This is a genomic window from Pseudomonas sp. NPDC087814 (genome assembly GCF_044742865.1).
GTDB lineage: Bacteria > Pseudomonadota > Gammaproteobacteria > Pseudomonadales > Pseudomonadaceae > Aquipseudomonas.
Genome location: NZ_JBIUVK010000082.1, coordinates 1 through 12,979, shown reverse-complemented (window position 1 = coordinate 12,979; position 12,979 = coordinate 1). Strand labels below are relative to the sequence as shown.

Sequence of the window (12,979 nt, the reverse complement as noted above, 5' to 3'; positions counted from 1 at the left end):
CAACGGTTGTGTCGGCTGCCACTCGCAGATGATCCGCCCGTTCCGCGCCGAAACCGAACGCTACGGCCACTACTCGGTCGCCGGTGAAAGCGTGTGGGACCACCCATTCCTGTGGGGTTCCAAGCGTACCGGCCCGGACCTGGCCCGGGTCGGCGGTCGTTACTCCGATGACTGGCAGCGTGCGCACTTGTACAACCCGCGCAACGTGGTGCCCGAATCGAAAATGCCGGCGTACCCGTTCCTGGTCGAAAACAAACTCGACGGCAAGGACACCGCCAAGAAGATGGAAGTCTTGCGCACCCTGGGCGTGCCCTACACCGACGAAGACATCGCCGGCGCGGCAGCGGCCGTGAAGGGCAAGACCGAAATGGACGCACTGGTGGCCTACTTGCAAGGCCTTGGCACCATCATCAAAAGCAAACGGTGATCTGGATGGATATCGGGATGATTCGAGGCCTGGGCACCGTTGTCGTGATGGTGGCCTTTATCGGCCTGGCCTTGTGGGTGTTCAGCCCCAAGCGCAAGTCGGAGTTTGAAGACGCGACGTTGCTGCCCTTCGCGGATGATCCCGAAGCCATCAAGCACGTCGTGGAAGCGTCTAGGAGTAACAAAGAATGACTACGTTCTGGAGTCTGTACGTCACAGTCCTCAGTCTGGGTACCATTTTCGCCCTGACCTGGCTGCTGCTGTCGACCCGCAAGGGCCAGCGCGCCGAGCAAACCGATGAAACCGTCGGCCACTCGTTCGACGGCATCGAGGAGTACGACAACCCGCTGCCCAAATGGTGGTTCATGCTGTTCGTCGGCACCATCATCTTCGCCCTCGGTTACCTGGCGCTGTACCCTGGCCTGGGCAACTGGAAAGGCCTGCTGCCGGGCTACAACTACCTCGACAACGACAAGCAAACCCCATTTGCCAATGGCCAGACCGGCTGGACCGGCGTGCACGAATGGGAAAAGGAAATGGCCAAGTCGGACGCCCGGTTCGGGCCGATCTTCGCCAAGTTCGCCGCCATGCCGATCGAAGAAGTGGCCAAGGACCCGCAAGCCTTGAAGATGGGTGGCCGCCTGTTCGCCTCCAACTGCTCGGTCTGCCACGGTTCCGACGCCAAGGGTGCCTACGGCTTCCCCAACCTGACCGACGCCGACTGGCGCTGGGGCGGCGACCCGGCCACCATCAAGGAAACCATCATGAAGGGCCGCCACGCGGTGATGCCGGCGTGGGCCGAAGTCATTGGCGAGCAAGGCGTGGCCGATGTGGCCGGCTTTGTGGTGACCAACCTCGATGGCCGCAAATTGCCGGAAGGCGCGAAGGCAGACGTGGCCAACGGCGAGAAACTCTTCGCCGCCAACTGCGTGGCGTGCCACGGCCCCGCCGGTAAAGGTACACCGGCCATGGGCGCGCCTGACCTGACCCACCCTGGCGCGTTCATCTACGGTTCGAGCTTCGCGCAACTGCAGCAGACCATCCGTTATGGCCGTCAAGGCCAGATGCCTGCGCAGGAGCAGTTGCAGGGCAATGACAAGGTGCACTTGCTGGCGGCCTATGTTTACAGCCTGTCCCATGGAGACAAGGCAGCTGAGGAGCAGTAAGCATTAAAACCAAAAAGCCCCGCGCAGCCAATGCTGCGCGGGGCTTTGGTAATGGGGCATTGGTGGAACTCAACTTACCCCGAGGACGAGGCGTTAACGTTCTTCATGCACTTGGTCCATTCTTTTAATAGCAGCGTTGATCGCCCCCCGATCAGCCGATTTAGACCAATCCGTCAGTCCTAACTGTGCCACTAACTCAGGACGACTCAAGATTTCCCGCGCGACCATCGCTTCATCTGGGCCGCGATCATGACGCGTCCCATCCGCGATGTTCTTCAGTGAAGCGTAAGTCACACCCTCCCTGCGATCAATTCCACCCCAACCGCGCTCCGGGTAATAGGTGTCATATTCATTCAGGAGCTTTTGCGCCAGTTCTTTATCACTCATCGTGGCCAGGGGAAACCCCATATTCTGACCCACGGTTATGATACTTTCACGATCGATTTTGCCATCGTGCTTATGCTTTCCGTACCCATCGAGTTTCTCCATGAGTACAGGATTTTCCAGCAGCGAACGGGCAAAATTCATGTCGTCACTGCTGTAGCCACTCTGCGCAGAGGCATACGCAACCTGTCGTAGAGAGTCGCGGGTGATGTAGTCTGGTTGCGCAGGGTCGGCATACTTATCAAAGTTTCTGAGTAGACGGTCGGCCACCCGATAATCATTCCAACTACTGAATTGCTCTACGCTGATGCCAGAGGATACTGGCAGCGTCGAAGCCGATGGTGGAACGGCTCCAACATTATGCGTGTCATTAGCACGTTGAATGGTCATTGGTTTCCTCGATTTGAATAACGTCAAAACAAAATAAATTTATCGTTGCGCAAGAGACCTAGGCATAACGTTCAACAATTGCTCATCAAAGGTTTCATCGTGGTAACGCTGCGCGCTGCTACAAAACATTGCCGAACACTGATCCAGACTTGATCTCAACGTCGGCATTTCCTGCGTGGCAATAACGCGATCAGCGTTCCTACAACAAACGTTTCATTCTGTGTAAACAAAGGCTCGTTTGGGCCTAAGAACTGATATCGCAGAAGCGTCAGCTTCCTAACCAATCGTTGTAGGTTATTTAACAGCGCAAAAAGCAGTTATAAAAACGCCACCACACCGGCCCGTAGACCTCTCCTGATTTACTTACTCAACACCAGGAAGTCGCAAGGGAAACGGCAAGGTGCACTTGCTGGCGGCGTATGTTTCGGACTGTCCCATGGGAACAAGCCGCCAGACGCCGTGTGAGGAAAAGCGGTGAAAAAAAACGGCCCCGCCAGTGGAGATTGGCGGGGCCGTTTTGTTTTCAAGTCGAAAAAGTCGTCACCGCCAGCAACGCATCTACATTTGAGATTGATCAAGAAAACCGCAGGTAGTAACGTGACTACATTCGTACTCCATACGGAGGTTAGCCCCCATGACCATCACCACCATTTCCAGCCGTGAATTCAATCAAGACACAAGCGGTGCCAAAAAAGCCGCCCGCCAAGGCCCGGTTTTTATCACTGATCGGGGCAAGCCTGCCCATGTACTGCTAAGCATTGAGGACTACCAAAAACTGACTGGCCTCAATGCCGACATCGTTGACCTGTTGGTGATGCCAGAAGCGGCAGATATCGAGTTCGAAACCGAACGCGCCGTGATCATTCATCGACCCGTGGACTTCTCTTGATGTATCTACTCGACACCAATGTCATCTCTGAACTGCGCAAACCCCAGGCCGATGCCAAGGTCGTCGCCTGGGCCAAAAGTGTCATCGCGCCACGGATGTATATTTCAGCCATTACCTTGAAGGAACTGGAAACAGGAGTCCTGCGAATGGAGCGGCGTGATCCCGCCCAGGGGAAGGTTTTGCGCACATGGCTCAAGCGCCATGTCATGCCGGCGTTTGATGCCAGAATCCTGCCGATTGATGCAGCAGTTGCCCTGCGCTGTGCCAGCTTGCATGTGCCAGACCAGGCCAACGAAAGTGACGCGCTGATCGCTGCAACCGCGCTGGTTCATGGGCTGACAGTGGCCACGCGCAACACTGGCGACTTTCAATCCAGCGGCGTCGCGCTGATCAATCCATGGGACGAATGACCGGTAAGGCTGCGAAAACCGTCCATACTTCACAAGTCAATTGACCCAGATCACGTACACCATCAATTGATTTCCCCCAACGCGACCAAAGGTCGCACCCGTCGAAGGGTATCAGGGGCGTATCATTAGGCCACTGCAACACCCCTATTTTGACCCCGGCCGGCACGTACTGGCCGAGGCAAATCTCCACTGCCGTGGGATGCAATGATGAGCAACCAGATTCCGGTACATGACGTTACTCCGCCTGCCAAAAATTCGAATAACACCGTCGATCTCTACGCATCGCGGGAGAAAATCTACACCCGTGCCTTCACCGGCTTGTTCCGCAATCTGCGGATGCTCGGGGGTGCCGGTTTGTTCCTGCTCTACTTCGGCACCGTGTGGCTGAACTGGGGTGGCCACCAGGCTGTCTGGTGGAACCTGCCGGAGCGTAAATTCTTCATTTTTGGCGCGACTTTCTGGCCCCAGGATTTCATCCTGCTGTCGGGCATCCTGATCGTGGCGGCGTTTGGCCTGTTCTTCATCACCGTGTATGCCGGCCGCGTCTGGTGCGGCTACACCTGCCCGCAAAGCGTGTGGACCTGGATCTTCATGTGGTGCGAAAAGGTCACCGAAGGCGACCGCAACCAGCGCATCAAGCTGGACAAGGCGCCGATGAGCGCCAACAAGTTCCTGCGCAAGTTCGGCAAGCACAGCCTGTGGCTGATCATCGGCTTCGTCACCGGCATGACCTTTGTCGGCTACTTCTCGCCGATCCGTGAACTGGTGTTCGATTTCTTCACCGGCCAGGCGGATGGCTGGTCGTATTTCTGGGTCGGCTTCTTCACCCTCGCCACCTACGGCAACGCCGGCTGGCTGCGCGAGCAGGTGTGCATCTACATGTGCCCGTATGCGCGTTTCCAGAGCGTGATGTTCGACAAGGACACGATGATCGTTTCCTACGACCCGCGCCGTGGCGAAGTCCGTGGGCCGCGCAAAAAAGGTATCGACTACAAGGCCCAGGGCTTGGGGGACTGCATCGATTGCACGATGTGCGTGCAGGTGTGCCCTACCGGCATCGACATCCGTGACGGCCTGCAGATTGAATGCATCGGCTGCGCGGCCTGCATCGACGCCTGCGACAACATCATGGACAAGATGGAATACCCGCGCGGGCTGATCAGCTACACCACCGAGCACAACCTGTCCGGGCAGAAAACCCATAAGCTGCGCCCGCGCCTGATCGGTTATGCCCTGGTGCTGCTGGCGATGATCAGCCTGTTGGTGGCCGCCTTCTTCGTGCGCTCGCTGGTGGGTTTCGACGTCAGCAAGGACCGCGTGCTGTACCGCGAAAACGCCGAGGGCCGGATCGAAAACGTCTACAGCCTGAAGATCATGAACAAGGACCAGCGCGACCACACCTACGTGCTTGACGCCGCAGGCCTGCCAGACCTCAAGCTGCAAGGCCGGCGCGAGATCAAGGTAGCGGCCGGGGAAATCTTCAGCATGCCGGTGGAGTTGTCGAGCGCACCGGAACAACTGCCGTCGAGCACCAACGAGGTGAAATTCATCCTCAGGGATGCCGATGACGACAGCGTCCACATTGAAGCCAAGAGCCGATTCATCGGCCCACAAGTCCGTTAATAGAGAGCCGAACAATGCCCGCAGCTACTGCCGCAAGCCCCTGGTACAAGCACCTCTGGCCCTGGATCATCATTGGGATCCTGACCTGCTCGGTGACGTTGACCTTGTCCATGGTGACCATCGCGGTGAACAACCCCGACAACCTGGTCAACGACAACTATTACGAGGCCGGCAAAGGCATCAACCGTTCCCTGGACCGCGAACTGCTGGCCCAGACTCTGCAACTGCGGGCCAAGGTGCACTTGGACGAGTTGACCGGCGAAGTCGAATTGCACCTGACCGGCAACAGCGGGCCCGGCACCCTGGAGCTGAACCTGATTTCGCCGACCCAGCCGGAGAAGGATCGCAAGATCATCCTGACCCGCAGCGACAGCGAGCCCGGCCGCTACATCGGCCAGGTGACCGACAAGGTCGAAGGCCGCCGCTTCGTCGAGCTGCTAGGGGTGGAAGGCGACCGGACCTGGCGTATGTTTGAAGAAGAACAGGTCAGCCATGACAAGGACTTGCTGCTGGGCGACGAGCCGCTGCAGGGTGCTGAAGACCTGAAAAAATAGAGCGTCACCTGTTTGATCGTTCCCACGCTCTGCGTGGGAATGCACCCCGTGACGCTCCGCGTCACAAGAGCGGACGCGGAGCGTCCAGCGAAGCGTTCCCACGCAGAGCGTGGGAACGATCATCGGAACTGAGCCATGACCACCCCGACCCCTTGCTACCACTGCGCCCTGCCCGTGCCGCCCGGCAGCCGGTTCACTGCCGTGATCCTCGGCGAGCCCCGCGAGCTGTGCTGCCCGGGCTGCCAGGCGGTGGCCGAGGCAATTGTCGCCGGTGGCCTGGAAAGCTATTACCAGCACCGCAGCGAAGCCTCGGCCAACCCCGAGGCGCTGCCGGTGCAACTGGTGGACGAGCTGGCGCTGTATGACCGTGCCGATGTGCAAAAGCCTTTCGTGCGCCACGACGGTGACCTGTCGCAAGCCACACTGTTGATGGAAGGCATCAGTTGCGCCGCCTGTGGCTGGCTGATCGAAAAACACCTGCGCAGCCTGCCCGCCGTGGCCGAGGCACGCCTGAACCTGTCCAACCACCGCCTGCACGTGCGCTGGGCCGACGGGCAATTGCCCCTGAGCCAACTGCTCGGCGAATTGCGTCACATCGGCTACGCCGCCCACCCGTACCAGGCCGACCGCGCCGCCGAACAACTGGCCAGCGAAAACCGCCTGGCCCTGCGTCAACTGGGGGTGGCCGGGCTGCTGTGGTTCCAGGCGATGATGGCGACGATGGCCACCTGGCCGGAATTCAATATCGACCTGAGCCCGGAGCTGCACGTGATCCTGCGCTGGGTCGCGATGTTTCTGACAACGCCCATCGTGTTCTACAGCTGCGCACCGTTTTTCAAGGGGGCGATGCGCGACCTGCGCACCCGCCACCTGACCATGGATGTTTCGGTGTCCCTGGCCATTGGCGGTGCCTACCTGGCCGGAATCTGGACCGCCATCACCGGCACCGGCGAACTGTATTTCGATGCAGTCGGCATGTTTGCCCTGTTCCTGCTGGCTGGGCGCTACCTGGAGCGTCGCGCCCGGGAACGTACGGCGGCAGCCACCGCGCAGTTGGTCAACCTGTTGCCAGCCTCGTGCCTGCGCATGAGTGCCGACGGGCAAAGTGAACGGATCCTGCTCAGCGAACTGGCCCTGGGCGACCGGGTACTGGTGCATCCGGGGGCGGTGCTGCCGGCAGACGGCATCATCCTCGACGGCCAGTCGAGCATCGACGAATCGCTGCTGACCGGCGAGTACCTGCCGCAACCACGCCAGGTCGGCGATGCCGTCACTGCCGGCACCCTCAACGTCGAAGGTGCGCTGACCGTCGAAGTCCGCGCCCTGGGCCACGACACGCGCCTGTCGGCCATCGTGCGCCTGCTGGAGCGGGCCCAGGCGGAGAAACCCCGGCTGGCGGAGATCGCCGACCGCGCCGCCCAATGGTTCCTGTTGTGCTCATTGGTCGCCGCTGCGGTCATCGGCCTGGTGTGGTGGGAGCTGGATTCGTCACGGGCGTTCTGGATCGTCCTGGCGATGCTGGTTGCGACCTGCCCTTGCGCCCTCTCACTGGCAACACCCACCGCCCTGACGGCAGCCACCGGCACCCTGCACAAACTCGGCCTGCTGCTGACCCGCGGCCACGTGCTGGAAGGCCTGAACCAGATCGACACGGTGATTTTCGACAAGACCGGCACCCTTACCGAAGGTCGCCTGGCGTTGCGCGCGATCCGCCCGTTGAGCCTGCTGGGCAGCGACGAGTGCCTGAGCCTTGCGGCGGCGCTGGAGCAACGTTCGGAACATCCGATCGCCCGCGCATTCGGCCGCGCGCCGTTGGCGGCGGATGAAGTGCTCAGCACGCCGGGCCTGGGCCTGGAAGGCCGCGTCGGTGACCGCCGGTTGCGCATTGGCCAGCCGGGTTTTGTCTGCGAGCTGAGCGGCTGCGCCCTCCCCGCCTCGCCGAAGGAAGCCGGCCAATGGCTGCTGCTGGGCGACACCGACGGCGCCCTGGCCTGGTTTGTCCTGGATGACCGCCTGCGCAGCGACGCGCCCGCCTTGCTCGCCGCCTGCAAGGCACGCGGCTGGCGCACGTTGCTGCTGTCGGGAGACAGCTCGCCGATGGTTGCCAGTGTCGCCGCCGAGCTGGGCATCGACGAAGCCCATGGCGGCCTGCGCCCCGATGACAAGCTGCAAATGCTGCAACAGTTGCACAAGGAAGGCCGCAAGGTGCTGATGCTCGGCGATGGCGTCAACGATGTGCCGGTGCTGGCCGCCGCCGATATCAGCGTGGCCATGGGCTCGGCCACCGACCTGGCCAAGACCAGCGCCGACGCGGTGTTGCTGTCGAACCGCCTCGACGCCCTGGTGCAAGCCTTTACCCTGGCCCGGCGCACCCGCCGGGTAATCATTGAAAACCTGCTGTGGGCCGGGCTGTACAATGGCCTGATGTTGCCGTTTGCCGCCCTCGGCTGGATCACTCCCATCTGGGCGGCGATCGGCATGTCCCTCAGTTCGTTGACCGTGGTGCTCAATGCCCTGCGCCTGACTCGCATGCCGAGCACGCCAGCCGTGAGCCCCGCCCCCGTAACCCGCCCGCTGCCGGCTTGAGCCGCACGGGCATGGAGTGCAGATGCCAGCTCTTTACGTGATGATCCCGGCGGCGCTGTTGATCGTTGCCATCGCCATTTACATCTTCTTCTGGGCGGTGGACAGCGGCCAGTACGACGACCTCGATGGCCCGGCCCACAGCGTGCTGTTCGATGACCAGGACCCGAACCACCTGGCGGCCGTCGATGAAGCCAACGGCCCTGAACAACCGCCCAAGCCGAAAGATCCGCCCCATGCTTGAACTGGCGCCCCTGCTGGTCTCGGCAGTGATCCTCGGCCTGCTGGGCGGCGGCCATTGCCTGGGTATGTGTGGCGGCCTGATGGGCGCGCTGACCCTGGCGATTCCCAAGGAGCAACGCAGTCGGCGCTTTCGCCTGCTGCTGGCCTACAACCTGGGGCGCATCCTCAGCTACGCCACCGCCGGCTTGCTGATCGGCCTGGCCGGCTGGGCCGTGGCCAACAGTCCGGCAGCGATGTTCATGCGCATCCTCGCCGGGCTGTTGCTGATCTGCATGGGCTTGTACCTGGCTGGCTGGTGGAGCGGCCTGACCCGTATCGAAAGCCTCGGGCGCGGCCTGTGGCGGCATATCCAGCCGGTTGCCAACCGTTTGCTGCCGGTGTCCAGCCTGCCCCGGGCGTTGCTGCTGGGTGCGCTCTGGGGCTGGTTGCCGTGCGGGTTGGTCTACAGCACGTTGCTGTGGGCGGCCAGCCAGGGCAATGCGCTGGACAGTGCGGTGCTGATGCTCGCGTTCGGCCTTGGCACCTGGCCGGTACTGCTGGCCACGGGCTTAGCCGCTGATCGAGTCACCGCGTTATTGCGCAAACGCAGCGTGCGGATGGCCGGTGGCCTGCTGGTCATGCTGTTCGGCATCTGGACCTTGCCCGGGCCGCACCAGCACTGGCTGATGGGCCACTAGATCGCCATGTGGCATAGCGCCGCTCCCCGTTGATGCAAATCAAGATGGCTTCCCCACCCAGCCCCTAGACTCGGCCCACTAGCCTATCCGGGGGAACGCCCGCATGCTCGACGCCATTCGTTGGGACACTGATCTGATTCACCGCTACGACCTGGCGGGGCCACGCTACACCTCGTACCCCACCGCCGTACAATTCGACAGCCAGGTCGGCACCTTCGACCTGCTCCACGCCCTGCGCGACAGCCGCAAGGCCGTACGGCCCCTGTCGCTGTATGTGCATGTGCCGTTTTGCGCCAACATTTGCTACTACTGCGCCTGCAACAAGGTCATCACCAAGGATCGCGGCCGGGCTCACGCCTATCTGCAACGCCTGGAGCAGGAAATCCAGTTGGTGGCGTGCCACCTCGACCCCAAACAGCCGGTGGAGCAGCTGCACTTCGGCGGCGGCACCCCGACCTTTCTCAGCCATGACGAGCTGCGTCAGGTCATGGGCCGCCTGCGCCAGCACTTCAACCTGCTGGACGATGACTCCGGCGACTACGGGATTGAAATCGACCCACGGGAAGCCGACTGGGCGACCATGGGCCTGCTGCGTGAACTGGGGTTCAACCGCGTCAGTATCGGCCTGCAGGACCTGGACCCCGAAGTGCAGCGTGCGGTGAACCGCCTGCAAAGCCTGGAAGAAACCCGCGCAGTGATTGACGCAGCGCGCACCCTGCAGTTTCGTTCGATCAATATCGACCTGATCTACGGTTTGCCCAAGCAGACACCGCTGAATTTCGCACGCACCGTGGAAGAAGTCATCAGCCTGCAACCGGACCGCCTCTCGGTGTTCAACTACGCACACCTGCCGGAACGGTTCATGCCCCAGCGACGGATCAACACCGACGACCTGCCCTCCCCGGCGGAAAAACTGCTGATGCTGCAAACCACCATCGAGCAGTTGACCCGGGCGGGCTACCGCTACATCGGCATGGACCACTTTGCCCTGCCGGACGACGAATTGGCCGTCGCCCAGGAAGAAGGCACGCTGCAACGCAACTTCCAGGGCTACACCACCCATGGGCATTGCGATTTGATCGGGCTTGGGGTGTCGGCGATCAGCCAGATCGGCGACCTGTACTGCCAGAACAGCAGCGACCTGAACCACTACCAGAACGCCCTCGCCGGCGCGCAACTGGCCACCAGCCGTGGGTTGTTATGCACCACGGATGACCGGTTGCGACGGGAAGTGATCCAGCAGTTGATCTGCACGTTCAGCCTGAATTTCGAGAAGATCGAACAGGCTTTCAACATCGATTTTCGCGGCTATTTCGACGAACTCTGGCCGCAACTGGAGGCGATGACCGAGGACGGACTGATCGAACTCGACCCACAGGGCATCCGCGTATTGCCGGCGGGGCGCCTGCTGGTACGCTCGGTGTGCATGGTGTTCGATGCCTATCTGGAGCACCAGAATCGGCAACGATTTTCGCGAGTAATCTGAACCTGTCCTACTTCGCCAGCAGGGCCATCGCTTCCAGCTGCGACTCGGGAGACTCGTCCTTCAAGGCCTTGGTCAACTGCGATTGGGCCGTCATCAAGCCGGCCTGCAATGTCGCGATATCACTCTGCAAGGCGGCCACTCTGGCCTGCCTTGCCTGCGGGGTCTTTGAGGCGTCGGACATGGCAGCTGAGAGCTGAGCCATCTTCTCGGCGAGCTGTTTTCTCATCTCGCGAATCATTTTCAACAGCTGCTTGATGTTGTCTTTCAGGTTGCTGTCGTCAATGTCCTTGTTGGAGTTGGTGCTGGCCTTGGAGGCTTTCAGCCCCGCCCCCGAGATATCCACCACCAGTCCTTGGGGCTTGGTGTCAGTGGCCCGATCGGTAGAAGACGCTTGGTCTTTATCGTCTGCAGCGGGGTCTTTTTTCGCATCAGGCACGGTTAGCGAAGAAACAATGGCAGGGTTGGTTGCGCCAATGGAAAGCATGATCTGAGCCTCCAGCTCTAGGAGTGACAATCTTGTATCGACCTCGATACAAAATTCTTTATACCGCTGCTGCTTTTCTGTACACGCTGGCCTGATTGCCCCCCGGTGCGTTACCCTTACGTCTTATGTGTGTTTTCCCACAAGGATTTAAGAAATGTCCGAGCCAGTTAAACTGCGCGCTCATAGCCAGGCTCATTGCAAGGATTGCAGCCTGGCCCCCCTCTGCCTGCCACTTTCGTTGAATCTGGAAGACATGGAAGCGCTGGACGAGATCGTTAAACGCGGTCGCCCACTGAAAAAAGGCGAGTTCCTGTTTCGCCAGGGCGACAAGTTTGACTCCGTTTATGCAGTACGTTCTGGCGCGCTGAAAACCTTCAGCCTGAGCGATGGCGGCGAAGAACAGATCACCGGCTTCCACCTGCCGAGCGAACTGGTCGGACTGTCGGGCATGGACACTGAGATTCACCCCGTGTCGGCCCAGGCCCTGGAAACCACATCGGTGTGTGAAATCCCGTTCGAACGCCTGGATGAACTGGCCCTGCAGCTGCCGCAATTGCGTCGCCAGCTGATGCGCGTGATGAGCCGGGAAATCCGCGACGACCAACAGATGATGCTGCTGTTGTCGAAGAAAACCGCCGACGAGCGTATTGCCACTTTCCTGGTCAACCTCTCCGCACGTTTCCGCGCGCGGGGTTTCTCGGCCAACCAGTTCCGCCTGAGCATGTCGCGCAACGAAATCGGCAACTACCTGGGCCTGGCGGTGGAAACCGTGTCCCGGGTATTCACCCGCTTCCAGCAGAACGAGTTGATTGCGGCCGAAGGCAAGGAAGTGCATATCCTCGACCCGATCCAGCTCTGCGCATTGGCTGGCGGTTCGCTCGACGGTTGATCCAGACGCTTGCGGCCGAGCCAATCGGCTGGGCCGCAGGTATACTTCGAGTCCGCTTTCCTCCCCAGGACTCCTCGACGATGGTCTTCGATTCGTTCGACATCAAATCCCTGATTCGCCCAGTCATCGACTTCCCCAAGCCTGGGGTGATCTTTCGCGATATCACGCCGCTGTTCCAGTCGCCCAAGGCCTTGCGCCTGGTAGCCGACACCTTCGTACACCGCTACGTCGAAGCCGACTTCACCCACATCGGCGCGATGGATGCCCGGGGCTTCTTGATCGGTTCGATCATTGCCTATCAGTTGAACAAACCGCTGATCCTGTTCCGCAAGCAAGGCAAATTGCCGGCTGACGTGCTGGCCGAGAGTTACCAGACCGAATACGGCGAAGCCTTCCTGGAAGTGCACGCCGACAGCCTGTGTGAAGGTGATTCGGTGCTGATGTTCGATGACCTGATCGCCACCGGCGGCACGCTGATCGCAGCGGCCAACCTGGCGCGGCGCATGGGCGCACGGATTTTCGAAGCGGCGGCGATCATTGACCTGCCGGAGCTGGGTGGGTCCCAGCGCCTGGAAGACATGGGCATTGCGACGTTCTGCCTGACGCAGTTTGCCCTGACAGACCAATAACCCGGGATTCGTGTGGCGAGTGAGCTTGTGTGGCAGGGAGCTTGTGTGGCGAGGGAGCTTGCTGTGGCGAGGGAGCTTGCTCCCGCTGGAGTGCGCAGCGCTCCCAAAGATCTTGGGGCCGCTACGCAGCCCAGCGGGAGCAAGCT

The 12,979-nt window shown here is 60.8% G+C and carries 15 protein-coding genes; 13 read left to right on the top strand and 2 right to left on the bottom strand.

The window, feature by feature from the left end:
* The 3 genes from ACIOMR_RS30140 to ccoP all read left to right on the top strand — a co-directional run.
* Window positions 1-427: cbb3-type cytochrome c oxidase subunit II (locus ACIOMR_RS30140; protein ID WP_401198048.1), on the top strand; the 427-nt coding region annotated here is incomplete at its 5' end.
* Window positions 428-432: 5 nt separating this feature from the next.
* Window positions 433-618 (top strand): CcoQ/FixQ family Cbb3-type cytochrome c oxidase assembly chaperone, encoded by a 186-nt coding sequence (locus ACIOMR_RS30135; RefSeq protein ID WP_008437575.1) that lies wholly within the window; start codon window positions 433-435, stop codon window positions 616-618.
* Window positions 615-1,592, top strand: coding sequence for a cytochrome-c oxidase, cbb3-type subunit III (gene ccoP / locus ACIOMR_RS30130; RefSeq protein ID WP_003219020.1), 978 nt, complete (start codon window positions 615-617; stop codon window positions 1,590-1,592). Before ACIOMR_RS30135 ends, ccoP begins: the two co-directional genes overlap by 4 nt.
* A 93-nt stretch (window positions 1,593-1,685) precedes the next feature.
* Here the strand turns inward: ccoP and ACIOMR_RS30125 are convergent, their stop codons facing one another.
* Entirely contained in the window at window positions 1,686-2,366 is a 681-nt protein-coding gene (locus ACIOMR_RS30125) for a hypothetical protein (protein WP_023659084.1), read from the bottom strand.
* A 634-nt stretch (window positions 2,367-3,000) separates the two neighbouring features.
* Here ACIOMR_RS30125 and ACIOMR_RS30120 point away from each other — a divergent pair.
* From ACIOMR_RS30120 to hemN, 8 genes are all read left to right on the top strand, one after another.
* Window positions 3,001-3,255 carry a type II toxin-antitoxin system Phd/YefM family antitoxin gene (locus ACIOMR_RS30120; protein WP_010176379.1) on the top strand — a complete coding sequence of 85 codons (255 nt, stop codon included), beginning with the start codon at window positions 3,001-3,003 and terminating at the stop codon, window positions 3,253-3,255.
* Window positions 3,255-3,665: a type II toxin-antitoxin system VapC family toxin gene (locus ACIOMR_RS30115; protein WP_401198042.1), complete on the top strand. Its 411-nt coding sequence runs from the start codon at window positions 3,255-3,257 to the stop codon at window positions 3,663-3,665. Before ACIOMR_RS30120 ends, ACIOMR_RS30115 begins: the two co-directional genes overlap by 1 nt.
* A 207-nt stretch (window positions 3,666-3,872) precedes the next feature.
* Window positions 3,873-5,288, top strand: a complete 1,416-nt coding sequence (ccoG, locus tag ACIOMR_RS30110) for a cytochrome c oxidase accessory protein CcoG (protein ID WP_003219028.1) — start codon at window positions 3,873-3,875, stop codon at window positions 5,286-5,288.
* Window positions 5,289-5,302: 14 nt separating this feature from the next.
* Window positions 5,303-5,842: a FixH family protein gene (locus tag ACIOMR_RS30105; RefSeq protein WP_008437568.1), complete on the top strand. Its 540-nt coding sequence runs from the start codon at window positions 5,303-5,305 to the stop codon at window positions 5,840-5,842.
* Between the two features lie 135 nt (window positions 5,843-5,977).
* On the top strand, window positions 5,978-8,428 hold the full coding sequence (locus ACIOMR_RS30100; protein WP_177028712.1) for a heavy metal translocating P-type ATPase: 2,451 nt from the start codon (window positions 5,978-5,980) through the stop codon (window positions 8,426-8,428).
* Between the two features lie 22 nt (window positions 8,429-8,450).
* Window positions 8,451-8,669, top strand: coding sequence for a cbb3-type cytochrome oxidase assembly protein CcoS (gene ccoS / locus ACIOMR_RS30095; RefSeq protein ID WP_003219033.1), 219 nt, complete (start codon window positions 8,451-8,453; stop codon window positions 8,667-8,669).
* Window positions 8,662-9,345, top strand: a complete 684-nt coding sequence (locus ACIOMR_RS30090; RefSeq protein ID WP_003219035.1) for a sulfite exporter TauE/SafE family protein — start codon at window positions 8,662-8,664, stop codon at window positions 9,343-9,345. The genes ccoS and ACIOMR_RS30090 overlap by 8 nt, the downstream gene beginning before the upstream one ends.
* Before the next feature lie 103 nt (window positions 9,346-9,448).
* Window positions 9,449-10,831: an oxygen-independent coproporphyrinogen III oxidase gene (gene hemN, locus ACIOMR_RS30085; protein WP_003219038.1), complete on the top strand. Its 1,383-nt coding sequence runs from the start codon at window positions 9,449-9,451 to the stop codon at window positions 10,829-10,831.
* A 7-nt stretch (window positions 10,832-10,838) separates the two neighbouring features.
* Here the strand turns inward: hemN and ACIOMR_RS30080 are convergent, their stop codons facing one another.
* Complete coding sequence (locus ACIOMR_RS30080; protein WP_003219041.1) at window positions 10,839-11,315, bottom strand: hypothetical protein; 477 nt, start codon at window positions 11,313-11,315, stop codon at window positions 10,839-10,841.
* A gap of 154 nt (window positions 11,316-11,469) precedes the next feature.
* Here ACIOMR_RS30080 and fnr point away from each other — a divergent pair, with 154 nt between their 5' ends.
* Window positions 11,470-12,204: a fumarate/nitrate reduction transcriptional regulator Fnr gene (gene fnr / locus ACIOMR_RS30075; RefSeq protein ID WP_003219044.1), complete on the top strand. Its 735-nt coding sequence runs from the start codon at window positions 11,470-11,472 to the stop codon at window positions 12,202-12,204.
* Between the two features lie 80 nt (window positions 12,205-12,284).
* On the top strand, window positions 12,285-12,833 hold the full coding sequence (locus ACIOMR_RS30070) for an adenine phosphoribosyltransferase (protein WP_003219046.1): 549 nt from the start codon (window positions 12,285-12,287) through the stop codon (window positions 12,831-12,833).
* The last annotated feature ends 146 nt before the right edge of the window (window positions 12,834-12,979 follow it).

What these genes read in the sequence shown, in the direction of transcription:
- ACIOMR_RS30100 (WP_177028712.1), top strand. Translation starts at nt 5,978, where the DNA reads ATGACCACCCCGACCCCTTGCTACCACTGCGCCCTGCCCGTGCCGCCC.
- ccoG (WP_003219028.1), top strand. Translation starts at nt 3,873, where the DNA reads ATGAGCAACCAGATTCCGGTACATGACGTTACTCCGCCTGCCAAAAAT.
- ACIOMR_RS30105 (WP_008437568.1), top strand. Translation starts at nt 5,303, where the DNA reads ATGCCCGCAGCTACTGCCGCAAGCCCCTGGTACAAGCACCTCTGGCCC.
- ACIOMR_RS30070 (WP_003219046.1), top strand. Translation starts at nt 12,285, where the DNA reads ATGGTCTTCGATTCGTTCGACATCAAATCCCTGATTCGCCCAGTCATC.
- ACIOMR_RS30090 (WP_003219035.1), top strand. Translation starts at nt 8,662, where the DNA reads ATGCTTGAACTGGCGCCCCTGCTGGTCTCGGCAGTGATCCTCGGCCTG.
- ACIOMR_RS30125 (WP_023659084.1), bottom strand. Translation starts at nt 2,366, where the DNA reads ATGACCATTCAACGTGCTAATGACACGCATAATGTTGGAGCCGTTCCA.
- hemN (WP_003219038.1), top strand. Translation starts at nt 9,449, where the DNA reads ATGCTCGACGCCATTCGTTGGGACACTGATCTGATTCACCGCTACGAC.
- fnr (WP_003219044.1), top strand. Translation starts at nt 11,470, where the DNA reads ATGTCCGAGCCAGTTAAACTGCGCGCTCATAGCCAGGCTCATTGCAAG.
- ACIOMR_RS30120 (WP_010176379.1), top strand. Translation starts at nt 3,001, where the DNA reads ATGACCATCACCACCATTTCCAGCCGTGAATTCAATCAAGACACAAGC.
- ACIOMR_RS30080 (WP_003219041.1), bottom strand. Translation starts at nt 11,315, where the DNA reads ATGCTTTCCATTGGCGCAACCAACCCTGCCATTGTTTCTTCGCTAACC.
- ccoP (WP_003219020.1), top strand. Translation starts at nt 615, where the DNA reads ATGACTACGTTCTGGAGTCTGTACGTCACAGTCCTCAGTCTGGGTACC.
- ccoS (WP_003219033.1), top strand. Translation starts at nt 8,451, where the DNA reads ATGCCAGCTCTTTACGTGATGATCCCGGCGGCGCTGTTGATCGTTGCC.
- ACIOMR_RS30135 (WP_008437575.1), top strand. Translation starts at nt 433, where the DNA reads ATGGATATCGGGATGATTCGAGGCCTGGGCACCGTTGTCGTGATGGTG.
- ACIOMR_RS30115 (WP_401198042.1), top strand. Translation starts at nt 3,255, where the DNA reads ATGTATCTACTCGACACCAATGTCATCTCTGAACTGCGCAAACCCCAG.